At 37.9% G+C, this 24,300-nt stretch carries 22 protein-coding genes; 10 read left to right on the forward strand and 12 right to left on the reverse strand.

What is annotated here, in order from left to right:
* Positions 1 to 415 precede the first annotated feature (415 nt).
* From hisS to BUC06_RS21075, 7 genes are all read left to right on the forward strand, one after another.
* Positions 416 to 1,765 carry a histidine--tRNA ligase gene (gene hisS, locus BUC06_RS21045; RefSeq protein ID WP_073336241.1) on the forward strand — a complete coding sequence of 450 codons (1,350 nt, stop codon included), beginning with the start codon at positions 416 to 418 and terminating at the stop codon, positions 1,763 to 1,765.
* 193 nt (positions 1,766 to 1,958) lie between these two features.
* Positions 1,959 to 2,495, forward strand: coding sequence for a PH domain-containing protein (locus BUC06_RS21050; protein ID WP_073336243.1), 537 nt, complete (start codon positions 1,959 to 1,961; stop codon positions 2,493 to 2,495).
* A 9-nt stretch (positions 2,496 to 2,504) separates the two neighbouring features.
* A complete protein-coding gene (locus tag BUC06_RS21055) occupies positions 2,505 to 3,011 on the forward strand; it encodes an SHOCT domain-containing protein (protein ID WP_073336245.1) in 507 nt (168 codons plus the stop codon).
* A 92-nt stretch (positions 3,012 to 3,103) separates the two neighbouring features.
* The gene (locus BUC06_RS21060) at positions 3,104 to 4,018 is read left to right on the forward strand and encodes a PH domain-containing protein (RefSeq protein ID WP_073336247.1); all 915 of its coding nucleotides are present in this window, start codon (positions 3,104 to 3,106) and stop codon (positions 4,016 to 4,018) included.
* A gap of 13 nt (positions 4,019 to 4,031) precedes the next feature.
* Positions 4,032 to 4,877: a PH domain-containing protein gene (locus BUC06_RS21065; RefSeq protein ID WP_073336249.1), complete on the forward strand. Its 846-nt coding sequence runs from the start codon at positions 4,032 to 4,034 to the stop codon at positions 4,875 to 4,877.
* Positions 4,878 to 4,895: 18 nt separating this feature from the next.
* The gene (locus tag BUC06_RS21070) at positions 4,896 to 5,540 is read left to right on the forward strand and encodes a GNAT family N-acetyltransferase (protein ID WP_073336251.1); all 645 of its coding nucleotides are present in this window, start codon (positions 4,896 to 4,898) and stop codon (positions 5,538 to 5,540) included.
* Between the two features lie 271 nt (positions 5,541 to 5,811).
* On the forward strand, positions 5,812 to 6,603 hold the full coding sequence (locus BUC06_RS21075) for a class I SAM-dependent methyltransferase (protein ID WP_073336333.1): 792 nt from the start codon (positions 5,812 to 5,814) through the stop codon (positions 6,601 to 6,603).
* Positions 6,604 to 6,782: 179 nt separating this feature from the next.
* On the opposite strand, the gene BUC06_RS21080 is transcribed toward BUC06_RS21075, so the two are convergent.
* From BUC06_RS21080 to BUC06_RS21090, 3 genes are all read right to left on the reverse strand, one after another.
* A complete protein-coding gene (locus BUC06_RS21080) occupies positions 6,783 to 7,019 on the reverse strand; it encodes a YtxH domain-containing protein (RefSeq protein ID WP_073336253.1) in 237 nt (78 codons plus the stop codon).
* A gap of 98 nt (positions 7,020 to 7,117) precedes the next feature.
* Positions 7,118 to 7,960 (reverse strand): isoaspartyl peptidase/L-asparaginase, encoded by an 843-nt coding sequence (locus BUC06_RS21085; RefSeq protein ID WP_073336255.1) that lies wholly within the window; start codon positions 7,958 to 7,960, stop codon positions 7,118 to 7,120.
* Between the two features lie 239 nt (positions 7,961 to 8,199).
* A complete protein-coding gene (locus tag BUC06_RS21090) occupies positions 8,200 to 9,090 on the reverse strand; it encodes a cyanophycinase (protein WP_394343267.1) in 891 nt (296 codons plus the stop codon).
* 198 nt (positions 9,091 to 9,288) lie between these two features.
* Between BUC06_RS21090 and cphA the strand changes: the two genes are divergently transcribed.
* Positions 9,289 to 11,919, forward strand: a complete 2,631-nt coding sequence (gene cphA, locus BUC06_RS21095; RefSeq protein ID WP_073336257.1) for a cyanophycin synthetase — start codon at positions 9,289 to 9,291, stop codon at positions 11,917 to 11,919.
* Between the two features lie 118 nt (positions 11,920 to 12,037).
* Here cphA and BUC06_RS21100 read toward each other — a convergent pair whose 3' ends face one another.
* From BUC06_RS21100 to BUC06_RS21140, 9 genes are all read right to left on the reverse strand, one after another.
* Positions 12,038 to 12,565 carry a MepB family protein gene (locus BUC06_RS21100; RefSeq protein ID WP_073336259.1) on the reverse strand — a complete coding sequence of 176 codons (528 nt, stop codon included), beginning with the start codon at positions 12,563 to 12,565 and terminating at the stop codon, positions 12,038 to 12,040.
* Positions 12,566 to 12,632: 67 nt separating this feature from the next.
* Positions 12,633 to 13,817 carry a hypothetical protein gene (locus BUC06_RS21105; RefSeq protein WP_073336261.1) on the reverse strand — a complete coding sequence of 395 codons (1,185 nt, stop codon included), beginning with the start codon at positions 13,815 to 13,817 and terminating at the stop codon, positions 12,633 to 12,635.
* 100 nt (positions 13,818 to 13,917) lie between these two features.
* Entirely contained in the window at positions 13,918 to 14,751 is an 834-nt protein-coding gene (locus BUC06_RS21110) for a type 1 glutamine amidotransferase (protein WP_073336263.1), read from the reverse strand.
* Positions 14,752 to 14,787: 36 nt separating this feature from the next.
* Positions 14,788 to 15,906, reverse strand: a complete 1,119-nt coding sequence (locus BUC06_RS21115; RefSeq protein WP_073336265.1) for a carboxylate-amine ligase — start codon at positions 15,904 to 15,906, stop codon at positions 14,788 to 14,790.
* Between the two features lie 27 nt (positions 15,907 to 15,933).
* Positions 15,934 to 16,887, reverse strand: coding sequence for an ATP-grasp domain-containing protein (locus tag BUC06_RS21120; RefSeq protein ID WP_073336267.1), 954 nt, complete (start codon positions 16,885 to 16,887; stop codon positions 15,934 to 15,936).
* A 60-nt stretch (positions 16,888 to 16,947) separates the two neighbouring features.
* Positions 16,948 to 17,661: an alpha/beta hydrolase-fold protein gene (locus tag BUC06_RS21125; RefSeq protein ID WP_073336269.1), complete on the reverse strand. Its 714-nt coding sequence runs from the start codon at positions 17,659 to 17,661 to the stop codon at positions 16,948 to 16,950.
* Between the two features lie 28 nt (positions 17,662 to 17,689).
* Positions 17,690 to 18,901 (reverse strand): ATP-grasp domain-containing protein, encoded by a 1,212-nt coding sequence (locus tag BUC06_RS21130; protein WP_073336270.1) that lies wholly within the window; start codon positions 18,899 to 18,901, stop codon positions 17,690 to 17,692.
* A gap of 140 nt (positions 18,902 to 19,041) precedes the next feature.
* Positions 19,042 to 20,457: a leucyl aminopeptidase family protein gene (locus BUC06_RS21135; protein WP_073336272.1), complete on the reverse strand. Its 1,416-nt coding sequence runs from the start codon at positions 20,455 to 20,457 to the stop codon at positions 19,042 to 19,044.
* Positions 20,458 to 20,461: 4 nt separating this feature from the next.
* On the reverse strand, positions 20,462 to 21,583 hold the full coding sequence (locus BUC06_RS21140; protein ID WP_073336274.1) for an alpha/beta hydrolase-fold protein: 1,122 nt from the start codon (positions 21,581 to 21,583) through the stop codon (positions 20,462 to 20,464).
* Between the two features lie 203 nt (positions 21,584 to 21,786).
* Between BUC06_RS21140 and glgB the strand changes: the two genes are divergently transcribed.
* Complete coding sequence (gene glgB / locus BUC06_RS21145; RefSeq protein WP_073336276.1) at positions 21,787 to 23,736, forward strand: 1,4-alpha-glucan branching protein GlgB; 1,950 nt, start codon at positions 21,787 to 21,789, stop codon at positions 23,734 to 23,736.
* The gene (locus tag BUC06_RS21150; protein ID WP_073336278.1) at positions 23,733 to 24,296 is read left to right on the forward strand and encodes a hypothetical protein; all 564 of its coding nucleotides are present in this window, start codon (positions 23,733 to 23,735) and stop codon (positions 24,294 to 24,296) included. The genes glgB and BUC06_RS21150 overlap by 4 nt, the downstream gene beginning before the upstream one ends.
* Positions 24,297 to 24,300: the final 4 nt, after the last annotated feature.

Consider the following 24,300-nt stretch of genomic DNA (forward strand, 5'->3'; position numbering starts at 1 on the left):
TGTTCTCAACCAATTTATCCTTATTTTTGAAAAAAGGCTCAGATTATAAAATCCAAGCCTAACTTTTTAACTTACACACTTTGTGGGATAGTGTCGGAAGATTTCTTCCCCTGTTTTTTTATGTTTCGGAAAAGTCCTTTCAATTCCTTATTTTTGCACTGCTTATCTATTCAATCTGTAAAAGTTATTTTAGAAAAAGACTTTAGAGAACGTATATTAAAGTTTGATTCTTGACTTATATAAAATGATGTCAGGGAGAAAATAAAAGATTTTCAAAACTTAAGTGTTCTTATAAATCATTTTTATGATCAACTTCAATGAAACTTAAGTGCTTTGCTTTTGTCTCTTTTGTGGTTTAAACTTTCGGATTAGTTTAAGTAGGTTTAATTATTAATATCATTTATCAATTATAAAAATGAAGCCAAGTTTAGCAAAAGGAACCAGAGATTTTACAGCACAGGAGGTTTCCAGAAGAAAATATATCATTAATATTTTACAGAAGAATTTCGAATTATTCGGATTTCAGCCTTTGGAGACACCGAGCTTTGAAAATCTTTCGACCTTGACAGGAAAGTACGGAGAAGAAGGAGACCGACTTATTTTTAAAATTTTAAATTCAGGAGAATATGCTTCAAAAGTGAATCAGGAAGACTGGGACAATAAAAACCATCAGAAACTGATTTCGCAAATTTCTGATAAAGCACTTCGTTACGACCTTACCGTTCCTTTTGCAAGATTCGTGGCGATGAATCATGGAAAGCTTACCTTTCCATATAAGCGTTATCAGATTCAGCCGGTATGGAGAGCAGACCGACCTCAGAAAGGAAGATTCAGAGAATTTTACCAGTGTGATGCGGATGTGGTAGGAAGCGAAAGCCTGTTACAGGAAGTGGATTTGGTTCAGCTGTACCTGAAATCGTTCTCAGATCTTAAAATTCCTGTTACCATTCACATGAACAACAGAAAGATCCTTTCCGGTTTGGCAGAATATGCTGGGATTACAGATAAACTGATCGAATTTACCGTGGCTTTGGACAAACTCGATAAGATCGGGAAAGAAGGCGTGGTAAAAGAGTTACTGGAAAGAGAAATTTCTCAGAAATCTATTGATAAATTAGAATTTTTATTTAATCAGTCAGATGATGCGCTGGAAAACCTTCTGCAGCTAAAAGAGAAGTTTGCAGACAGTGAAATCGGGCTGAAAGGAGTAGAAGAGCTGGAGTTTGTTCTGACACAATCTCTGAATCTTGGGGTAGACATGCAAAATCTTGTCTTCAATATTACACTGGCGAGAGGTCTCGATTATTACACCGGAGCTATTTTCGAAGTAAAAGCAGATGAGGTGGCCATGGGATCTATTGGCGGTGGAGGAAGATATGATAACCTTACAGAAGTTTTCGGAGTTAAAAATATTCCAGGAATTGGGGTGTCATTTGGTTTGGACAGGGTTTACCTGGTGATGGAAGAGCTTAATCTTTTCCCTGAAGAAGCTTCAACGCAAGTAGAATATTTGTTTGCTAATTTTGGAGGAGAAGGAACGGTAGAAGCCTTAAAACTGATTATGCAACTTAGAGAAAAAGGAATCTCTGCTGAGCTTTATCCTGAAAATACAAAACTGAATAAACAATTTACCTACGCGGAAAAGAAAGGAATTAAAAACCTTGTTTTCTTAGGAGAAGAAGAAATTAAAAACGGAACGGTTACCTTTAAAGATCTTGCTGCCGGAGAGCAGAAAACACTTTCCCTGGAAGAATTTTTAGGATAATATCTGAAAAAATATAAATAAAAAGCATTATCTATTCGGTAATGCTTTTTTATTTTATTGACTCCGAAGCATTGTTTACTATTGAAGAAGATATCGGCACACGAAATAATTTGATTTAAAATACTTGTTTAGGCCTTTCCGTATTTTAGAAAAAAATTAAATTTGTAATATCTACCATTTATAAAAACAAATAATGAGTGAAAAATCAAGATTAGACGAAATAAAAGATGAGCTGGAAATATTAGACATCAATCCCACTATTTTTGCCAGAAAAGAAATTCACGCCTTGCCGGATATACTTTCAGAGAATGAGAAAATTGTGTATCTGATCGAGGGAAGAAATAAACTGACCAATCACCATATTATCTTAGTTGCCACAGAAAGGAGATTGATTTTTGTAGACAAAGAGTTCATGTACGGACTGAAAGTAGAAGATTTTTCTTATGATAAAGTAAGCTCCATACAATATGAAAAGTCTTTGATGCTGGCCTCAATAGATATTCATATCTCTGAGAATATTCTGGAGATCGATAACGTTGGGAAATATTATGCAGAATTATTTTGTGAAAAAGTAAGAGATTTTATGGCCCGTCCCAGAGAATACTTTAAAAGTAAATCAGAATCTACCGTATTAGATCAATTGGAACAGCTGGGAAGATTGAAGGACAGTGGAATTTTAACGGAAGAAGAATTCTTTGCGCAGAAGAAAAAACTCATGGAGAAGCTCTAAAAAAGAATCATGGAAAATATTGAATATCAGATCAGAAAAATAAATCCCGATCTTTTTTCATGGGCACAATCAGAAATGAGTGACTTTTCTGATTTTCTGATGGAAAGTGAAAATATGATTCATATTATCGACGGAATTTATGACGGTAATGCCGTTTTTCTTCTATCTACCAATCGACGGGTGATTTTAAAAGGAATCGCAGCAGATTTTATGGAAGTAATTCCTCATGAAAAAATTACCTTAATCAATTATCTGAAACCTCAGGAGATGATTTCTGTTTATACAGAAGATAAAGTTTTCGGCATTGGAAAAGTTGGTGAAATGATGGCTTCAGAATTTAATAAAAGAGTGAATACCTTTATATTTGGCCATAATCAGGATGCCACAAAAGGAGAGGATGATCATCAAGAATCTGTTTTCGTTTTACTGGAACAGCTGGGGAAGTTGAGAGAAGGGGGAATATTAACAGAGGAAGAATTTTCATTACAAAAGAAAAAATTACTGGAAAGATTGTAATATTATCTTTCATTATCAACACAAATTTGTAATTTGGATTAATGCAAATACAGTTTAGCATTAATCAAGTAAACTATTAAACATAAAACCAGATGAACACTGAATGTTCTTTATGCGGATCTCCGCTTACATCGATGGATACGCTTTTAGGCGAAAACAAACTTTCGGACGGAGGGATTCTCTGCAATAAGTGCCTGAATAAAGCCACGAATATCAATAAAGATCTTGTATCCGACCTTGCAAATTATAATATTGTCCAGATAAGAAATATGGTATTGAACGGAGTTGCGGAACAGGAGATGGCCATTGAAACTGAAGAATTTCAAACCATACAAATCGCGCAACCCAGGATTGTAGAAACCCCATCCCAAAGTATTCAGTTTACCTATACGCCAGACGCACCTTCAAGACTTGACGAAATCAAAGATCAAATCGTAGCAACGGGTGCCAAACTCAGCCTTTTTGTAAACAGTGAAGTGGAGGAACTGGTCAATGTTCTTGATGAAAATGAAAAACTTATCGCGATTGCAGAAGGGAAATATCTTTATAATAATCTGGAAGGAATCGTAGTTTCTACAGAGAAAAGAATCATTTTCATTGATAAAAAGTTTTTTGGCGGTGTGTTTGAAAACGAGTTTCCGCTGCACAAAGTTAGTTCGGTACAACATGATACCAGCCTGATGTCTTCAACCCTGAAAGTTTATACCCCCGGTTTTACTGCTGAATTTAAACTTTATATAAAGAGTGCTGCCAAAAACTTCTATGATGCTGTAAAGGATTATATAGGACGTTCTGAGGATCAGATCAGACTTCAGCAGATGCAAGCCAAGATACAACAACAGCCAATAGTACAGCAACCTCATCCTGCACAATCGAATTCTGAACACAAAGAAGCTCCCGCAGTTATTTTTGATCAGCTTGAAAAATTGGGGAAACTTCGGGAAATAGGGGTTCTTACAGAAGAAGAATTTGCCGAACAAAAGAAAAAGCTGCTGGCTAAACTTTAAAAATACCAAAAAAATGAGCAATACCTGTGCATTATGCCACGCTGAACTGACGTCGATAGACACCCTTTTAGGCGAAAATAAACTTTCAGACGGAGGAAATCTGTGTAATAAATGCCTGGATAAAGTAAGCAGTACCCATCAGGAACTTTTATATAACCTCAACGCGTTCAGTATCAATGATATTAAAAACCTTGTTCAAACAGGAAAAATGGAACAGGAAAATGAAAATCCCAGGGAAAAGACAGAAGAAATTCAGATAGAAAGTCTGGTTCAATTTAATGAATCCGGTGATATGCCGAATGATATTTATAAGAGAAGACTGAAGGAAATAAAATATCAGCTGGAGCAGGTGGGGGCCAATCTGTCGATGTTTACAAAAGGGGAAATCAAAGAATTACCGCGTATACTTGCTGTGGATGAAGTAATTATTGCAGCTACAGATGCCCAGTTCTTAAAAACAGTAGATGCCGGAATCTTACTGGTCACACCAAAAAGAATGGTTTCGGTCTCAAAGGCTATGTTTGCCCCGGTAAAGGTAAATGCATATTCCAACGAAAACATCACCGAAGTAAGTTTTGTAAGCAATCCTATATCTCCGGTGATAAAAATTCACACAGAAGACAGAGTCGTAGAATTTGAATGTTTCTGTGACAGGCTGGATGCGGAAAGATTCTACGGGTTTATCAGCAAAATTTATAATCAGGTTAAAGTGGAGAAGCAAATAGCTCCCACAAAAGAAGCAGCATCGGCTCTTATTTTTGAACAGCTTGAAAAACTAGGTAAATTAAGAGAAAACGGAATTTTGACCGAAGAAGAATTTACAGAGCAGAAAAAGAAACTGCTGGAGCAGCTTTCATAAATAAAAAGCGGCAAAAGCATGGAACCTAAAGGATCTCATGATATCGTTGAGCAATGGCTGAAAGCTTGGTCGTTATCAAGAAAACTACCACTTTCCATCATACATTATTCGGGTTTTAAAGTAGAAGTAGGAGAGGAAAAACAAAAAATACGATATGTCTTTTCTGAGATTAATAATGATTTTATTGAACTCTCCAACCAGATTGATGAGCCATGGATTTATCTCAAAGTCTGCGCTTCTCCGGATGAGGTCACAAAAGTGGTTTCAGAAAAATGGATCTTGCAGCCTCCCGGATATATGATGTTCTGTTTCGGACCGATGAAGAATGCTGTAACAAATATTTGTCAGGGATACCGGATTGAATCCGAAGAATATAATTCCACAACAGTAGTCAAGATTACTACAAAAAGCGGGGAACAGGCTTCTATAGGTCGTATTGTGCTTATAGACGATCTCGCAGTATATGACAGAATTCTAACAGAAGAGAATCACAGGAAAAAAGGTCTCGCCAGTTTCCTGATGCAGGAACTTGAAAAGATCGCTTTATCTAAAGGTATTTCCAAGAATTTTCTGGTAGCAACAGAGCAGGGGAAAATGCTCTACCAATCGATGAGATGGAAACTTTACAGTAACTACACTTCAATCGTTATTCCTGGTATTTGATTTTTCAGACAGCATTCCTCTCTATGAATTATACAATGCTTCCAATCTTGAGGTTATAGATCTTTCATACTGTGATCTGGAAATCTTGCCGCCCGGGATTGAAAATCTTAAAAACCAGAAGCATTTATACTTTTGGGGAAATAAAATTTCAGAAGTGGAAATTGAAAAGCTGATGAGAGCATTACCGGGCGCCAAAATAACTTCTGTAAATCCCTATAACCCTATAAGAAGATTTAAAAAGATTGGCTATATTAGCCTAAACTATAAAACCATGGAAAATTACTTAGAAATCAATAAAAAATCCTGGAACGCCAAGGTAGATCCACATTTGAAGTCGGATTTTTATTTTGTGGATGAATTTTTACAGGGGAGAAGTTCACTCAACTCTATAGAACTTGAGCTTTTAGGAGAGGTCAGTGGCAAAAGTATTCTGCATCTGCAATGTCACTTTGGGCAGGATTCTATTTCCCTTTCCAGAATAGGAGCCGAAGTCACTGGTGTGGATTTGTCTGATAAAGCCATTGAAGCAGCACAAGATCTTGCAAAAAAATGTGGAACTGATACCAAATTTATCTGTTCGGACGTCTATACTTTGCCAGATATTCTGGATGAAAAATTTGATATCGTCTATACAAGCTATGGAGTAATCGGCTGGCTTCCTGATCTTGATCAATGGGCAGCAGTGATCAGCCACTTTCTAAAACCGGGCGGGAAATTTGTGATGGCAGAGTTTCATCCGGCAGTCTGGATGTTCGATGACGATTTTACAAAGGTTACCTACAGCTATTTTAATGAAAAACCTATCTTAGAAACTTATGAAGGAACCTATGCGGATAAATCAGCCGATATTGTTCAGGAATATGTTATGTGGAATCATTCTTTGGGAGAAGTTTTGCAGAATTTGATCAAACATAAAATAGGAATTGACACTTTTCAGGAATTTGACTGGTCTCCATACCCATGCTTCAACCATGTTGAAGAATTTGAAAAGGGTAAATGGAGAATTTCACAGTTTGGCAATAAAATGCCATTAGTGTATAGTCTGAAAGGACAAAAAAAATAGAATTTGAATTTATCCCTGAAGAAAAGACAAGAATTTTAAGCAAAAAAATCTTTGGTGTAAAGGAGAGTCGAAACTTATTTTCTTCATTGGCATCATAACATTGAGTATAAAAAAAGTCATCATAACCCTAAGACTATGATGACTTTCTATATATGAATGTTAAAAAAACTAATTTGCTTTTAGCTCAAAGCGTCTTCAGCTTTTGTTTTAGCTTCATCTACCTTGTTCTGAACCTGGGAAGCAACATCATTCGCTTTGCTTTTTACATCATTTCCCCATTTGTTTAGATTGTCCTTTGCAGTATTAATTTTATCTTTTACTGCCTGCTTTTCTTCCTCTGAAGAATTTTTGTATTTCCAATATGCTAAAGCACCAATACCTAATAAAGCTAGTATTCCTTTTGTCTTATTTCCCATGATTTCTATTTTTTAAAATGTTGTATTAAAATTTGTTACTAATCAATATGTAAAATACGTGCCAAAAAATTCAATCATATGATAAATAAATGTTAAAATTATTGAAAGATATCAAAATTTTCTCCGTCGAAACTTGCGAAGACCATCGTAGGGTAAGAATCCTGATGGTAAATATTTCCATCTTTATCAATGGCGATCGCTCCTGCAAAGCCATCAATCGTTTTAAGTTCCTCAAAGGTTTTACTAAAGGCCTCTTTCAGGCTCATTCCATCGGTGGTTCTGGTGACGATCTTTGCAGCAGTGGCGTTGCTTACAATATCTTCTCCTACACCGGTACAGCTCACCGCACAAATAGAATTGGCGTAATTTCCGGCCACAGTTGCTGAATCTGAAATTCTTCCCGGAATCTCAAAACCTTTTCCGCCTGTAGAGGTTGCTACCGCCAGTTTTCCATCCTTGTCAAGCGCTACACAGCCTACAGTTCCTTTTCCTCCGGTCTTAAGTTTGGCTTCGTATTCACTTCTTCTCTGTGGAATTTCAGTTGAGAAATTTTCAAATCCATGCTCAGATGCATAAATTTTGGCCCCGTTTCCGCCGAGGACCCTGTCATCTTCTTTGATCAGTTGCTTCGCTACAAAAACAGGATTCTTCACATCCTGAAGGTTGATCACCCCGCTTAACTTTTGTGTTGTACCATCCATAATAGCCGAACTCATGCGGATTACCCCATCGCTCTGGATCTGTGAACCAATACCTGCATTGTACAACGGATCGTCTTCTAATAGAGAAACTGCATAAGCTGCCGTGTCAAAAGCAGAATGCGTCCGAAGATATTCAAAGGCTTTTTCTGTTATATGTTTTAAAGAATTTTGTTTTGCGGTCTTTACTTCATGGCTTTGGTCGCTTTCAGAGAAAAAACCGCCGTGGATGATGATTTTCATAGGAATTTATGGGTTTCGGGTTGCGTTTTAAATTTAAGAGTTAAATTCATTACATTTAGCATACTCGTGTATTTTCAAAATAAAGAGACAAGATAAGAATTTTCCCGATATCGGTATCTTATTATTCGCTGTGAATTACTTTCTTCTTATCACTTATTTTAGCGACCCTGATTTCTACAAAAAAACCCTTCAAAAGAAGGGTGTATATTATTAAATTTGTACCTGAAAACAGAGATATTCTATTTATCCTGAGGTATCGGATTAAACTGTGAGTTTTCGATTGTGAGTTTCTTCGTTGTAAGATCGTAGTGGTCATTCATAGACATGACATGTACGGTAAGATTATCAATTGAAATCGGTTCTCCAAGATTGATATTCGTTAGGTTGGTGTCTTTAATAAATCTTCCGTCTACCAGAATCACAAGCCCGGAACCTACAGCAGTCATGACATCATCATGGATAAAAAGTCCGGTATCTTCACCCAAACCAATTCCTAAGGTTCTCGGATTATTAACCACTGCCTGGAACAGACGCCCGATTCTGCCTCGCTGTACAAAATGGGTATCGATGATGACATTATCGATCAGACCAAGTCCCTGAGTTGTTTTGATCTCTCCCTTTAAAAGAGATTCTGAGCTGCTTCCCTGATAAATCATGTTTTCAGAAGCTGCGGCAGCGCCAGCAGAAGTTCCGGAATAGATAAAATCCTGTTCCTGATATTTCAGTAAAATAGTATCGTGAAATCTTGTTCCCCCCAGAATAGAAGTCAGTCTAAGCTGATCTCCTCCTGTGAACATCACCACATCTGCAGCATTGGCTCTTGCTGCCATAGCATCAGAATTGGCCTCTTCACGGTTGTGGATGTCTAGGATGTTTACATTTTTGGCACCCAGAAATTCAAAAGCTTTTTTGTATTCGGTACCTACAATCTGAGGGATTTGGGACGCTGTCGTCACAATTTCGATGACAGAATTTTCCTTGTGTTTTGATTCATTGATAATCTTTCTCAAGATTCCTCTTTCAAAGAAATTAAGGTTTTTTTCAATGCTCTGATCGAAATCGGTTTCTGCAAAACTTCCTTTGTTTACAGCGCCTCCGATAATAATTAATTTTCCAACGGGTCTCATCATAGTGTGCAAATTTAAAAAATATTTGACATTTGGCGAAATTCATACCACATTTAAATGGTTTTTAATGTTTTAGGATTGTTAATTTATTTTAATTCTTTTTTGAGAAATGTTTAAATGTGGTATAGTTTCGTTTAGGGTTTTACATTATCTTTGATTTTTGAAGGAGTTATTGTTAACTGATAAAAATGCAAATAGATTATGAAAATTGAGAAGATACAGGCACTACGCGGCCCAAATATCTGGAGTATCAGAAGAAAGAAGCTGATACAGATGAGATTGGACCTGGAAGAAATGGAAAATTATCCTACGAATAAGATCGACGGTTTCAGAGAAAGAATCCAAAAACTTATTCCATCTCTGATTACCCACAGATGCTCAGAAGGAGTAGAAGGCGGATTTTTTCACAGGATAGAAACAGGTACCTGGATGGGACATGTCATCGAGCACATAGCGCTGGAAATACAGACGCTGGCAGGGATGGATGTAGGTTTCGGAAGGACCAGGGAAACAAAATCACCGGGAATATATAATGTGGTCTTTAATTATATTGAAGAGAATGCGGGGATCTATGCTGGTGAAGAAGCGGTAAAAATCGCTGAAGCTCTTATTGAAGATAAAGAATACGATATTCAGGCCTGTATTCACAAATTAAAGGAGATCAGAGAACGGGTCCGTCTGGGACCCTCTACAGGTAGTATTGTGGAAGAAGCTGTTTCCAGAAAAATTCCATGGATCAGATTAGGAACAAATTCTTTGGTACAGCTTGGTTATGGGGTAAATCAGCAGCGTTTTCAGGCTACCATTACAGGAAAAACAAGCTCCATTGCAGTAGATATTGCATGCAATAAAGAATTAACAAAGAAAATGCTTCATGATGCTGCTATTCCGGTTCCTATTGGGGATCTGATTGTAGACGAAGAAGGGTTGAATGAGGTGATCAGTAAAATTGGCTATCCTATCGTTCTGAAACCGCTGGACGGAAATCATGGAAAAGGCTCTTCCATTAACGTCAACGATTGGGAAGCTGCAAAAATAGGATTGGAGCATGCCCAGAAATATTCACGAAAAGTCATTGTAGAAAAATACATTACCGGATATGATTTCAGGGTTTTAGTCATTAATAATAAAATGGTGGCTGCCGCAAGAAGAGTTCCTGCTCATGTAGTAGGCGATGGTGAAATGACCATTCAGCAGCTGATAGATAAAGAAAATAGCGATCCGAGAAGAGGATATGGTCACGAAAATGTCCTTACTGAAATAGAAGTGGATAAGGACACCATGGAACTTCTTGAAAAGCTCCATTATACCCTTGAAACAGTTCCTCAAAAAGGAGAAGTTGTTTATTTAAAATCAACGGCTAATCTTTCTACGGGAGGAACATCCATAGACGTTACAGATATGGTACATCCTGAAAATATAACGATGGCTGAAAGAGTATCTAAAATTATAGGTCTGGATGTCTGCGGTATTGATATTATGGCTGAAAACCTTACACAGCCTTTAAAAGAGAGCGGAGCTGCCATTATAGAAGTGAATGCGGCACCGGGATTCAGAATGCACCTTGCACCAAGTGAAGGTCTTCCAAGAAATGTAGCTGCTCCGGTTGTGGATATGCTCTATCCTCCCGGAAAGCCTTATACGATTCCTATTATTGCAGTAACAGGAACGAATGGCAAAACAACAACAACAAGACTGATTTCCCATATTGTAAAAAGCAACGGGTACAGAGTAGGTTTTACAACTTCCGACGGTATTTATATCCAAAATACCATGTTAACAAAAGGAGACACCACAGGACCACTTTCTGCTGAATTTGTTTTAAAAGATCCTACGGTAGAGTTTGCTGTTTTGGAAACAGCCAGAGGAGGTATCCTGCGTTCAGGCTTAGGCTTTTCACAGTGTGATATAGGAGTTTTGACCAATATTGAGGAAGATCATTTGGGAATGAACGACATTCATAATCTGAAAGACCTTACCAAGGTAAAAAGAGTTGTTCTGGATAGTGTGAAGAAAGGTGGTTGGAGCGTACTGAATGCTGATAATGAATATTCTATGAAGATCATGAATGATATTGACAGCAATATCGCGATCTTCAGCATGGATGAAAACAATCCTCATATTGTAAAGTTTGCCAAAGAAGGAAGAATTACCTGCATTTATGAAGAAGGTTTTGTAACCATCAAAAAAGGAGACTGGAAGATCAGAATAGGAAAAGCCAAAGACTTCCCGATTACAATGGAAGGCAAGGCGAGATTTATGATCGAAAATGTTTTGGCAGCCAGTTTAGCAAGTTATCTCTATGGTTTTGGCATTGAAGATATTTCTAATTCTCTGAGAACTTTTATTCCAAGTGCGCAGCTTACGCCCGGAAGGCTGAATATTTTTAAATTCAAAAGTTTTAAGGTACTGATTGATTTTGCACATAATCCTTCAGGGTACGAGGCCATCGAAGATTATCTTAAAAATGTAGAATCTACAAAGAAAATTGGTATTATTTCCGGAGTGGGTGACAGACGTGACAGTGATATCCGCGAGTGCGGGAAAATTGCGGGTAGAATGTTTGATTATATCATCATCAGAAATGAAAAGCACCTGAGAGGGAGAACGGAAGAAGAGATCAACGGACTGATCATTGACGGGATCAATGAAGCAGGAAGAGATGTAAGCTATGAGATCATTCCTAAAGAAATAGAAGCCCTTAAGCATGCCATGGGAATGGCTGAGGACGGGACTTTTATCACTGCCTTAAGTGACGTTATTTCGAATGCTATTGACCTTGTTCAGGAGTATCAGGCAAGAGAGATTCAGGAAGAAGATAAAAATTCATAGGAAGATCAATAATTATAAAAACAGCGGCTGAATTTTCAGCCGCTGTTTTGGTTTATAGGTTTTGGTTTAAATGTGAAGTTTTAGAAAAGTTCATTTAAACCATTAAAATACACATTGCTTATGTAGCTTTGAATGAAGATACAGACTGTTTTAATTTAAAATCAAACAAGAGTTTAACTTTTTGAAGATATAATTCTGATCGATCAGAAAGATCAATAAAGTAGTCCATCTGCCATACTTGAGTAGCTTTTGCCTGTTTGCTTTCTGTATGATCCCAACCAGGATAGACCCTGATTCCTCTTTTTCCCATTTTGTTTTCATGAGACAAGATTCCTTTTTTTACAAGTATTTCTTTCGGGAAAATAAAAATACCTTTCTCATTATCTTTTGAGGCTGAGATCAGATAGAAATTATAAGGATCATCCGAATCAAACGGAGCTGTTTCTCCTTGGTCATTCCGTTTCCATATCGTAACGAACTGACCTGTTTTTGCAGGCGTTATTTTTGCTGTACGGAATTTAATGTTCAGACCATTCAGGGTAAAGCTACAACCAGAATATTCTCTGCATTCAAGATCTTCCTCTGCATCTAAAAGTTTCAGGCCAAGCGGCTGAAAAATGGTTTCATCAACATTTTGAAGAGTCATTATTGTCTTTCTGTAATTATTAAAAATTAGGGATTAAAAATGATTTCATGATGGTTTATTCTAAAGACTATTCCTCTCCAAAAAATGCATTGGAGCTTCCGATCCAAATCGCATCCTTTTTATTAAAATCTACGTTGACCATCGCTGCTTTTGTCATTCTTCCAAGATTTTCCAGCAGAATAGGGCGTTCCTGGTCTTCATGCCATACATACAACAGACGGATCTCTGCTTTTGAAAACTCACCGTTAATATCTTCAAAAATAGGTTCATAAGTTACTTTTCTCTGCAAAATATAATTTTCCTTATCGATGATAGTTTCTGTGATTTCTTTTGTAGGATTTAAATTCACCCCGCTGCCCGCAAATGAAAACAAAGGTTTTAATACAAAGTTTTCCAGGTTTTCATGTTCAGGAAATTCGTTCAGGAAATAGCTTTTCGGAACAAAATCATGTTTCAGCATCGGAAGAAGAAACTTCGAGATTTTAAAGAACCAGTTGGGATGAGTGATCCATTTTACGTCAATATCTTCACGGAAATCAAATCCGGCTTTTACATCGGGAATCCGGTCCAGTTCATCAAAGATAACACGGTTGTAAATTCTTTTGATTTCAAAGAGTTGTCCATCATTTTCATAGAATAATTTCCGGCCCTCTTTTTTTACTTTCGTCAGACAGACTGTTTTTATACCGAGTAATTTTTCTGTTAATGCAAAATCTATGGCTGTTTTCTGTTTTTCCGGAAATATTTCAAGCAGAATAACATTTTCAGGATTTTCGTCGCCTACGATCAGTTTTTTCAAATGATTTTTAAACTCATCATCAGGCATTTTATTTCTGATTTCCGAGAGAAAGGGATAGACCTCACAAAAAGTTTCTTCAAAAGTCTTTTGAAAAGCATATAATGAAGGGAAGGCCTGCAGCTCGATCAGTTGCGGTTCTATGGCTCCGTTTTCGCTTCTGCAGATCCCAAAATCTATTGTGAAAAAGTGAGGTTGAAGCGTGTCGTTGGGAACCCTGCAGTTTTCAGGAACTGCTTTATAAAGAGTTTCAGTAGGAAGTTCTTTGATTTGGTCAATAATACTGTTGCTGGCGTCAAGGAGTTTGTTCTTAAATTCATGGGTAAGAAAAAGCGGACTTTCTGAAATTCGGAATGCCGGCTCAATACCTCCTTTCTGAGCGAGACGATCTTTAAGTTTTTCGTATTTCTCCTGCGAAAACTCCTGGTTAAATTGCTTTCTGTATTTTGGGATCATATTTTTTTCTTTGTGGTTTGATTTTAAAAAATCGAGCAGTGATTGCCCGATTTTAGTTTTATTATGGTTAATACAATATCTTATTGATTGTATAAAAAGTTTACGCTAAAGCTTCACTTCCTTTCAAAATGTTTTTTTTTGCTGACTGAAGAAACCTTGGCAGAATCTGGGCTCTCGTAAGAATGATCTTGTTTTCATCGTCTATTCTGTCTACCGTTTCAAGATATTTCTCCATTCCGAAATTCTCGATCATTGCCGTTTTGTTCTTCTCGTCTTTCAGATTTTCGATCATGCCTTGCGGATCAGCTTCCGGATGGAACTGGGTCCCGAAGATTTCATCCGAGAAACGAACAGCCATTACCGCTCTTTCCAGATTGATATGCGGTCTGGATTTCTCAATGGCCATGATTTTCATCCCCAACTCATCAAAACGGTCCATATCCGGTTCAATAAACTGATAAGCTCTTGAATCTACGGCATAAAAAGGATCCTGAAGATTTTTGAATAAAAATTCCTGCTCTCCTTCTTCTGTTTTATGAACGGGCATTACACCAAAAGAATAAGATCTTCTTTTACAGATATTACCAAGCTTCCAGTGAATACTTGCCAACTGGAATGAGTGGCAGATCAGGAACAGATATTTTTTATCCTCATTATATTGGTTGTGCTTTAAAACAGCATTAAGAAAACCTGCATATCTGTCCTCCCACTCCAGACCTTCTCTGTGTGGATTTCCCGGTCCGCCCGAAGAAATAAAAATGTCAAAATCGTCAATGTTCGGCATTTCATTCTTGAACCTTACCTCAAATGTTTGGATGATCACATTTTCTTCAGAGCTTTGCTGGAATGCCTCGGAAATCTCTTTAATATTTCTAAAGCCTTGATTGACATGATTGTTGTTCATATCCAGCAGAGCGATTCGAATATCTTTCATAACTACTTCATATTTTTTGTAAAGTTACCAAAAATATTATGAAGCCATTTCTCCGTGGGTGATACCATACTCCGTTTCAGAGATCATATAATCTACTACTTTGGTAAGATCTCCGGTTTCTTTATATACCTGAAGCTGACGATCTGCACCCGTTCCGTTTTCTAAAATGGTCCAGGCATATTCCACTTCTTTTCTGCAGTCCAGCTCATCTACAACATCGTCGATGAATTCCAGAAGTTCCTTCAGCAGATGTGGATAGGGAACAGATTCTTCTTTTCCGAAATCAATAAGATGGGCCTCGATTCCGCTTTTTGAAGCCCGCCATTTATTCTCGTTTAACAGCAGTCTTCTGTAACTTCTGAAGCTCAGATTCTGCTGGTGAAGTTTATAAATTTTTGCAACCAGGCACTGCATAATAGCAGCCATACATACCGTTTCTTCTATTCTCAATGGCATGTCGCAAATTCTGAACTCTATAGTAGGGTAGAATGGATGTACCCGGAGATCCCACCAGATTTTCTTGGCATTATCTATGGTTCCCGTTTTTACCAAAAGATCTACATAGCTGTCAAACTCCGCTAATGAATTGAAATAGCTCGGAATCCCTGTTCTTGGAAACTTGACGAAGATCTCCTGTCTGTATGATTTAAAACCCGTATTTCTTCCGATCCAAAAAGGTGAATTGGTGGAAAGTGCGTACACGTGAGGAAGGAAATAGCGCATTACATTCTGAATTCTGACCCCTTCTTCACGGTTGGGAATTCCGATATGTACATGCAGCCCGAAAATAAGATTTCCGCGGGCAACATCTCCCATATCATCTACAATCTTGTTGTAACGTTCACCATTGGTGATGGTATTGTGTTCCCAGTTGGAAAAAGGATGCGTTCCGCCTCCGGAAACACGAAGGCCTTGTTCATGGGCGGTATTAATCAAATGTCTTCTTAAATTCGTAAGTTCAGCTCTTGCTTCCTGAATGTTCTGGCAGATGCCCGTTTCCATTTCAATCATGGATTCGTGCATTTCGTGTTTTAAATTTTCACTTAAAACCGCCTTTCCGCCTTCAATAATTTTCGAAACATGAGATATTAAGTCTCTGCTCTCAACATCAATAATCTGATATTCTTCTTCGATTCCTATGGTAAATTGATGCATTTCTTTTCGTGTTTTTTATTTAAATATTTATTTTACTGAATCTTTTACGAAGGTGCCCCACGAAATATTAGGTTTTCCAGGAACATATTCTTTAGCTTTTTCAATAGCCAGTTTAGCCGAATGTTCAACGATCCATGCAAAGTTTTCCTCGCCTACAGAATTTCGGTCTGCATCAGGAGCCGGATTGCAGAAATCGATAGCATAGGGAATTCCGTCTCTGATTGCAAATTCTACTGTATTGAAATCATAGCCGAGGGCTTCATTCATAGTGATCGTGTAATCATGAATCGTTTTTAATAGTTTTTCCAGCTCTGCCCCCTGAGTCTGATGTGTTGTGGCATATCTCAAATGATGGGCATTACGGGGTTCATAAGGCATAATATGAACATATTTTTTACCCAGACAATAAACCCTGTAGTAATCATCGAAAACAATTTCTTCCTGAACCATCATGACCAGTTGTTCTGTTTCGCTTAATTTATTCCAGAGATCATCCGGATTTTCAACTCTGTAAACGCTTTTCCAGCCGCCACCGTCATGAGGTTTCATATAAGCAGGAAAACCTACATAATCGAAAATATATTCCCAGTCGTGAGGAAACTTAAGGTTCCTGAATGAGGTTTCGGAGGTATCAGTTGGTCTTTCGTGCGAAGGAAGCAATACCGTTTTAGGAAGCGGAATTCCCAGTTTTGACATCAGTGCATTATTGAAAAATTTTTCATCCGCACTCCACCAGAAAGGATTATTGATAACATAAGTTCCGTTGAGTGCTGCATTTTTCAAATACGCTCTGTAAAAAGGAACATCCTGCGAAATTCTGTCGATAATGACTGCATAGCCGTAATCAGCGCCTTGTTCTAGTTTGTCGATATTTACCGGTTCAGCAATGATTTCTCCGCCACCCAGCTCATTCACTTTGTCGATAAACGCCCAAGGAAATGTATCTTCCATACCGAATAGAATTCCCACTTTTTTTGCCATAATTTCTGTTTTTTAATTGATGTATGTATTATTATTTTATCTTCTTAAATGTACTGCTTTTCAGGAAAAAAAGGCACCTATAAATGTGGGAAATACCATTCTCCACAAGGTCCAGTCGTGATTGATCCATTTTCTTTCATCATACCAGAAATCAATCCCTTTTGAGCGTAAAATCTCAGCCATTTCAATGTTTTTATCCCTGCAGATATCCTGGTCAGAAGTACTCAGGACAATGTGCATATGCTTGTATTTCCAGGCTTCATCATTCTTCACAAATTCTTTCGGGCAATTAAAATAGACCAGTTCATCAGAATATCCATCCATAAAATTCCTGATGCTGAATGCTCCCGAAAGGCAGAATAAATGCGAAACTACATCCGGAAATCTGAACGCAAAATTGGCAGCATGATAACCTCCGAAACTTGCTCCGGCCACTGCAACACGGTGGGTTTTGTGCATCTTCTGGATATAGGGAATGAATTCCTGAATAAGAAACTGCATATACAGCTCATAATTCTTTATCCTTTGCTGAGGCGAAATCTTTTCGTCATAAAAACTCCATGCATCAATAGTCTGAATATTATAAAGTTTTACTTTCCCTTGTTCTACAAACCAGTTGATACTTCCATTAAGATGGAAATCGTTATTTTGGGTATACTGTCCCTGAGAAGTGGGAAACATGATGATCGGATGACCATAATGTCCGGTAACTTCTACCTTAAGACGGGTTCCCAATATATTTGAATAATAATCTGTATGTTCTATATGCGGCATTATAAATTTTCTTTTGTTATACGGTGTTTTAGCTGGTCAATTTGCTTTTGGGAGGTAAAATATTCAGCATTTCAGCCTGAATTTTTTCTGCAGCGCTGTCTAATCTTTCCTGTATAATATCCGGGTCTGTAGATTTATAAACAATTCCCACATGGTAATCAATCGGAAGGAAACTGACCGCTTCTTCACTTTCAAAAGCAGTGTAATCAGGATGTTTGTCTTTGATCAGGGCTACGATGAGTCCGGAATAGTAACCGGTAGGTTTTGAAGCCTTATAGCTTTTTCCACGCAGCAGGGCATCTTCAATTTTGGCCCATTCGCGCCAGATATTAATATTGCTGGAGGCTTCAACAAGATCCGGAATATGGGCACCACCAACCCTGGAAGAGGTTTCAAGGAAATACCATTTCCCGTCAGCTTTTCCACGGATAAATTCAGTGTGTGTAGCCCCGTTGAGAAGTCCGAAACTGGAAAGAACCTTTGCATTCACTTCGTCAAGAGCTTTAAATTCCTCAGAATATCTTCCCAGAGTTTTGGATCGGAATACCCCTCCTTCATGAGAAACCTGCATAGGCGGAGCCAGATATTTGGAAGCCGCGGTAAAGACAATTTCTTTGTTAAAGGTCAGGCTGTCTACGTGATAAACATCTCCTGGTTTAAAGCTTTCAAGCAGAAACAGGTGTCGCTCTTCCCCGAGTGATTCCAGTTCAGCCCAGAGGTCATCTTTGGAAGAAAACTTTTTAATGCCCGATGCAGATGCTTCCGAACGGGGTTTTAATACCCACGGACCCGGAACTTTTTCTGTAAAATTGTTGACCTCATCATTATTAAATACTGCCGTGAACTCGGGAACATTAATTCCCGAATCTTTTGCCTTCTGACGCATTGCCAGTTTATCTCTGAAATACCTGTGAGTAGTCTGTCCCATTCCGGGAATGCGGAATGTTTCTCTGATCAGTGCTGCTTTTTCTACATCATAATCATCAAGTGCGACCACAGCATCTATTTTTCTGGTTTTCATCAAATGTGAAAATCCCTGAACGAGATGTTCCAGATTCCACACAGATGGCTTCAGTTCAGACATATAAAAGACCTCGTCAATAGCATGCCATGGCCAGTTTTTCTCTTTAAGACTCTCTGATGTTACTAAGATGATTTTATTACCGAGCTTCTTCATTTCATCCATGAAGTCATAGCCCTTGTAATAGCACGAAATACATACTATAATTTTCTCCTCCATATAATGTTTTTTAATTTTTAGTAAATTATCAAAGATAAAAGCGTATTTCTATTGATTAATCAATGGTAAAAATAGAAATAAACTGCGTTTTTGAGAATCTATAATCAAGTATACAGAGAATTTTTGAAAAAAACTAATTTTTAGTGATAATTTTCCATTAAATCGGCCAGCAATTGTACTCCAAAACCGGTTGCTGCCTTCTCCTTTGCGTATCCCGTACTTCCGAAGGCAACACCTGCGATGTCCAGATGGGCCCATCGAGGATGGTTTTCAATAAACTGCTCCAAAAATTTAGCGGCTACGATACAATCTCCGATAGGTTTCATTGAGATATTTTTAAGGTCTGCCACATCAGATTGAATATCATCTTTCCATACCTCCCACAAAGGAAGATTCCATACTCTTTGATTGGTGGTATCTCCGGTTTTTATCAAAATATTTTTCAATTCATCATTGTTGGAAAACATCGCTCCACAAGTATCACCGAACATTCTGACAGAACTTCCCGTCAGCGTCGCAAGATCGATAAGGAAATCTGTTTTATAGTTTTTTGACAGATAAGAAAGACCATCTGCAAGAATCATTCTGCCTTCTGCATCTGTATTCAGTACTTCAATGGTTTTTCCGTTGTAGGCAGTGATGACATCACTTGGAAGGAAAGCATTTTCAGAGATTGCATTGTCTGTGATAGGAAGTACCGCCACAATATTCACCGGAAGTTTCATCTCTGCTGCGTAAATTAATGTTCCGATAACAGCTGTTGCACCCCCCATATCAGACTTCATATAGTGCATATTGTCCGGATTCTTCAGAGAGATTCCACCGGTATCAAAAAGAACGCATTTTCCCACCAGACCAAATGTTTTGGCATTTTTTACTTGGGTTTTATATTCTATGATCGTAAAGGCAGCATCATAAGCGCTTCCCTGATTGACTGAAAGATAAGCGCCAAGACCTAATTCCTCGCATTTCTTCCTGTTAAATACCGTGTACTTTAAATCGTATTTCTTTGCTAAATTTTTAAGGTAAAGACTTAAAATGTCTGGTTTCTTAAGATTGGCCGGTTTGTTCAGCCATTCCTGACAGGCCGTCTGCCCGTTAGCCAGTGCTTCGGCTTTTTCACTGATACCATCTAATTTTTTCTGGCTTAAATTTTCAAAGTGAATCTCAAATCTGGAGTTCCAGAACGCATGCTTTTTGTCAAAAGGATAATGGTAAGTTCCCAACAATAAGCCTTTTACGAATTCTGAGAACTGTTTTTCGTTCAGAAAATCTGCTAAAACCAAAGTAGGCACAGCCTGGATTTTTTCGTTCTGGGTTTGAGTAAATTTTACCGCCACCTGCTGGACTTCGAAGTTCTGCAGGGTAGATTTTCCCAAGCCGATCAGATAAGTGATACTTTCTGAATCAGTATGAATAAATACCTCATGTTTCTTTCCGCTGAAAAAGGGGGCTATATTTTTATTGTATTTTTTACCCGATTTTTTCCATTCTTCTTCTGTGAAAAGTTGAAAAATCTGGGTGTAGTTTTTATTTTTTTTATTGATTAGTTTCATAAACTTAATTTTTAATACTTTGTTGTTGTGGTTGTACTTCTACGGGATTTTCTGTGTTGTCGTAGAAAAGCCATTCAATAGCTCTTGGGAATTCCTGAGACCAGTAAAATTCACTGTGGGTTCCTTCCGGATTGATGCTGGTTTTAAACTCAAAATCAAAAAGATTTTTCTTCTCCCAGCGTTTTAAATATTCTTCAAAAACATGGATTCTTTTGACCATCTTAGAGCCTTCCTGACCTCCTCCGTAGAGATAGATCTTTGTTTTAAACGGAACTCTGAAGTTCATCATCGGGAAATTATTATTCGGCTCTACCCACAGTGACGGAGAGAAAATCAGCAGTTTAGAATAAACCTCCGGATAAAGAAAACCACTGTAAATGCTGATCAGTGCACCTAAAGAGCTGCCTCCGATTCCTGTATTGTCACGATCCTTTTTGGTGCGGTAGTGGTCATCCACAAAAGGTTTTAAAGTGTCTGTGATGAAGCGGATGTATTTTTTACCCTCAGAGCCATTGGCTACATGATCATTATCAAAAATATATTCCTTGATACGCTCTTCACTGCCGTGTTCTATAGCTATAATAATGACATCGCCACGGCTGTATTCCGCAAGGATAGACAGTTTCTTATCAATTTCCCAGTTTCCGTACCCGCTTCCTTCGTTGAAAAGATTTTGAGCATCCTGAAGATAAAGGACAGGATAACTTTTGTCTGCAACATAGTAATCATAGGGGAGAACAGCCCATACTTTCCGGTACCGTTCAAGTTGTGGAATATAAAATTCGTCAGAAATCACTTCTGCAATCGGGAAGAATTCTTTTTTGAAAGGTCCCCAGTTGAGCCTCCATTTTTCTATGATATCTGATGCCTTTCCCACGGACTTTTCAGCCTTACGGTTGGGGGTGATATTTCCATATTTGTCGAGCTCTACATTTTCCCAACCTCCTTTCGTGAATTTGTATTCCACAATATCGGCAAGGATTTCGCTATTGATCTCAATGAAATAATGGTGTGAATCCAGCTGTTTAAGCTGATAATTGGAATCTCTGGGGTTCCAGTTGTTGAAATTTCCGGTGATGTATACCGTTCTGTCGTCGCTTTCTTCTGTATAAAGTTCAAACCTCATCTTATGTGTTTAATATAAATTGGCAGCTAAATTTATAAAAAAGATTGTTTTAAAATCATAAAAAAATGAATGTAAAAAATAATATATTTGATCAATGTGCCGAAATGAGAGTAATTAACATAATAATTATTTGATTAATTTTTAACCATTATTGCAGGGAATTTTCGTAGTTTCAAAGAAAAATAAAGTATAATAATATCTTGATGAATTCTGTTAAAACCTATACACTGTTTACTGACCATGATGTCTACCTTTTTAAAGAAGGAAGACACTACAAGCTGTATGGGAAATTTGGTGCACATTCTGTTGAAAAAGACGGTGTAAAAGGCGTCTATTTTTCGGTCTGGGCTCCCAATGCAAAAAAAGTTTCCGTGATAGGAAATTTCAATAACTGGAATCATGAAGATCATATTCTGTTCCCGCGATGGGATGGATCCGGGATCTGGGAAGGTTTTATAACCGGACTTACCTGGGGAACTTTATATAAATATGCGGTAGAAACAGCCAGAGGAGAAATTCTCGAAAAAAGTGATCCTTATGCTTTGAGCTGGGAGCAAAATCTGCAGGCTGCCTCATTGGTTTCTACGACCTGGTATGAGTGGACCGATAAAGAATGGATGGAAAAGCGCCGGGAAATCAACAGTCTGGACGCACCGATATCGGTATATGAACTTCATTTAGGTTCCTGGATAAGGCCAGGCAACGCTCCGGAAAAGTATTTGAATTACCGTGACATCTCTGAAAAATTGGTTCCTTACGCAAAAGAAATGGGCTTTACCCATGTTGAATTGATGCCTGTTATGGAATATCCTTATGATCCGAGCTGGGGATACCAGATTACAGGGTTTTATGCGGCGACATCAAGGTTTGGTTCTCCTCAGGATCTGATGTTTCTGATCGATGAACTTCATAAAAATGATATTGGAGTAATTTTAGATTGGGTCCCTTCTCATTTTCCGGGTGATGCCAACGGACTTCACCGTTTCGACGGTTCTTATCTGTATGAACATGAAGATCCGAGAAAAGGTTTTCATCCCGACTGGAAGTCCTATATTTTTAATTATGGCAGAAATGAAGTTAAATCCTTTCTCATTTCCAATGCCATGTTCTGGTTAGACCGATATCACGCTGACGGACTTCGGGTAGACGCAGTCACATCGATGCTTCATCTGGACTATTCCAGAAATGAAGGCGAGTGGGAACCCAATATTGAAGGCGGAAATGTAAACCTTGAAGCTAAAGCTTTTCTCCAGGAGTTCAACACCGCGGTTTATAAAGAATTTGGTGACAGTATTATTACGATAGCCGAAGAAAGCTCAGATTTTCCTTTGCTTACAAAACCCGTTCATGACGGTGGAGTAGGTTTCGGAATGAAATGGATGATGGGGTGGATGCATGATACGCTGGATTATTTTAAAGAAGCTCCTGAAAACAGGAAATACCACCACCATAAAATCACCTTTGCCTCCGTATATATGTATAATGAAAATTATATGATGCCGCTGTCCCATGATGAAGTGGTCCACGGAAAAGCAAGTCTGATCTATAAAATGCCGGGAGACGAATGGCAGAAATTTGCCAATCTCCGTGCATTGTATGTTTATATGTATACCCATCCGGGAGCAAAGCTTCTTTTTATGGGAGACGAATTTGCACAAACAGGCGAATGGAATTTTACCCGCAGTCTGGACTGGCATTTGCTGGAGTATCCTGTTCATAAAGGAATGCAGACTCTCGTAAAGGATCTGAATCATCTTTATCGTGATGAATCTGCCTTCTATGAAAATCAGTTTAATAAAAACGGTTTTGAATGGGTAGAAGCTGATGATCTTGAGAATTCTGTCTATGTGTATCTGAGGAAAGGTAAAAAGAGAGAGGATGTTTTGATGGTGATTCTGAACCTTACCCCAAATGTTTTAGAATATAAAATCGGAGTCAATGCAGGAACGCATTGGGAAGTCATTCTTAATTCCGACGATCAGAAATACAATGGAAGTGGTGCAGATGCGGATATTTTGAATGAAAAATCTGAAGAATGGATGCGGCATCCAAAATCCATTACGATAAAGCTGCCTCCGCTGGCGGGTATTGTTTTAAGACAGAAAAAAGATAAAAAGTATAAGATTCACAGGATAAAACAGCATAAGAAATGATTCAGGTTTTAGATATTTTAGGAAAAGAGTACAGGGAAATAAAAGAATACACTGTACGATTGGATTTCGATGAAGAAACACTGAAAGAATTTGATGAAGCAGGATTTGATCCACCTGTTTTAGAAGGGAGATTGAATAAAGAACTTTACTTTTTTCATTTTAAAATAGAAAAACATAAAGTAGAATTTTCAGACAATAGGGTATCGGAAGTCATTTTTACGACCCATGATGACGAAGCAGTTTTGATAATACAATACCTGATCGGTCAAACTGACTTTATGTTCAGTTACTTTTCTGCAGAATCCATTGATCATGCAGAATTGAAAGATATTGAAGCATCAGATCATGGTAAGGTACAGCTGAAAAGAATGCATTCCGAAAATGAGAGATCGGAACCATTTGATATAGAAAGATTACAAAACTATGGAATCCTGACATTCACATCACAAGAGATCAGTATTGTGATTCAACAGGAAAGGCTGGAAGACGGCCATTTGATTCCTATTTTTAGGATTAGTAAAAATAGGAATGGAAAACGGAATAGAGATGGTTTAGAATAAAAAA

It is taken from the genome of Chryseobacterium carnipullorum, from assembly GCF_900142785.1.
In the GTDB taxonomy this organism is placed as follows: Bacteria; Bacteroidota; Bacteroidia; order Flavobacteriales; family Weeksellaceae; genus Chryseobacterium; species Chryseobacterium carnipullorum.

Bases quoted from the DNA above. Each gene is read 5' to 3' on its own strand.
- hisS (WP_073336241.1), top strand. From the start codon at position 416: ATGAAGCCAAGTTTAGCAAAAGGAACCAGAGATTTTACAGCACAGGAG.
- BUC06_RS21050 (WP_073336243.1), top strand. From the start codon at position 1,959: ATGAGTGAAAAATCAAGATTAGACGAAATAAAAGATGAGCTGGAAATA.
- BUC06_RS21055 (WP_073336245.1), top strand. From the start codon at position 2,505: ATGGAAAATATTGAATATCAGATCAGAAAAATAAATCCCGATCTTTTT.
- BUC06_RS21060 (WP_073336247.1), top strand. From the start codon at position 3,104: ATGAACACTGAATGTTCTTTATGCGGATCTCCGCTTACATCGATGGAT.
- BUC06_RS21065 (WP_073336249.1), top strand. From the start codon at position 4,032: ATGAGCAATACCTGTGCATTATGCCACGCTGAACTGACGTCGATAGAC.
- BUC06_RS21070 (WP_073336251.1), top strand. From the start codon at position 4,896: ATGGAACCTAAAGGATCTCATGATATCGTTGAGCAATGGCTGAAAGCT.
- BUC06_RS21075 (WP_073336333.1), top strand. From the start codon at position 5,812: ATGGAAAATTACTTAGAAATCAATAAAAAATCCTGGAACGCCAAGGTA.
- BUC06_RS21080 (WP_073336253.1), bottom strand. From the start codon at position 7,019: ATGGGAAATAAGACAAAAGGAATACTAGCTTTATTAGGTATTGGTGCT.
- BUC06_RS21085 (WP_073336255.1), bottom strand. From the start codon at position 7,960: ATGAAAATCATCATCCACGGCGGTTTTTTCTCTGAAAGCGACCAAAGC.
- BUC06_RS21090 (WP_394343267.1), bottom strand. From the start codon at position 9,090: ATGATGAGACCCGTTGGAAAATTAATTATTATCGGAGGCGCTGTAAAC.
- cphA (WP_073336257.1), top strand. From the start codon at position 9,289: ATGAAAATTGAGAAGATACAGGCACTACGCGGCCCAAATATCTGGAGT.
- BUC06_RS21100 (WP_073336259.1), bottom strand. From the start codon at position 12,565: ATGACTCTTCAAAATGTTGATGAAACCATTTTTCAGCCGCTTGGCCTG.
- BUC06_RS21105 (WP_073336261.1), bottom strand. From the start codon at position 13,817: ATGATCCCAAAATACAGAAAGCAATTTAACCAGGAGTTTTCGCAGGAG.
- BUC06_RS21110 (WP_073336263.1), bottom strand. From the start codon at position 14,751: ATGAAAGATATTCGAATCGCTCTGCTGGATATGAACAACAATCATGTC.
- BUC06_RS21115 (WP_073336265.1), bottom strand. From the start codon at position 15,906: ATGCATCAATTTACCATAGGAATCGAAGAAGAATATCAGATTATTGAT.
- BUC06_RS21120 (WP_073336267.1), bottom strand. From the start codon at position 16,887: ATGGCAAAAAAAGTGGGAATTCTATTCGGTATGGAAGATACATTTCCT.
- BUC06_RS21125 (WP_073336269.1), bottom strand. From the start codon at position 17,661: ATGCCGCATATAGAACATACAGATTATTATTCAAATATATTGGGAACC.
- BUC06_RS21130 (WP_073336270.1), bottom strand. From the start codon at position 18,901: ATGGAGGAGAAAATTATAGTATGTATTTCGTGCTATTACAAGGGCTAT.
- BUC06_RS21135 (WP_073336272.1), bottom strand. From the start codon at position 20,457: ATGAAACTAATCAATAAAAAAAATAAAAACTACACCCAGATTTTTCAA.
- BUC06_RS21140 (WP_073336274.1), bottom strand. From the start codon at position 21,583: ATGAGGTTTGAACTTTATACAGAAGAAAGCGACGACAGAACGGTATAC.
- glgB (WP_073336276.1), top strand. From the start codon at position 21,787: ATGAATTCTGTTAAAACCTATACACTGTTTACTGACCATGATGTCTAC.
- BUC06_RS21150 (WP_073336278.1), top strand. From the start codon at position 23,733: ATGATTCAGGTTTTAGATATTTTAGGAAAAGAGTACAGGGAAATAAAA.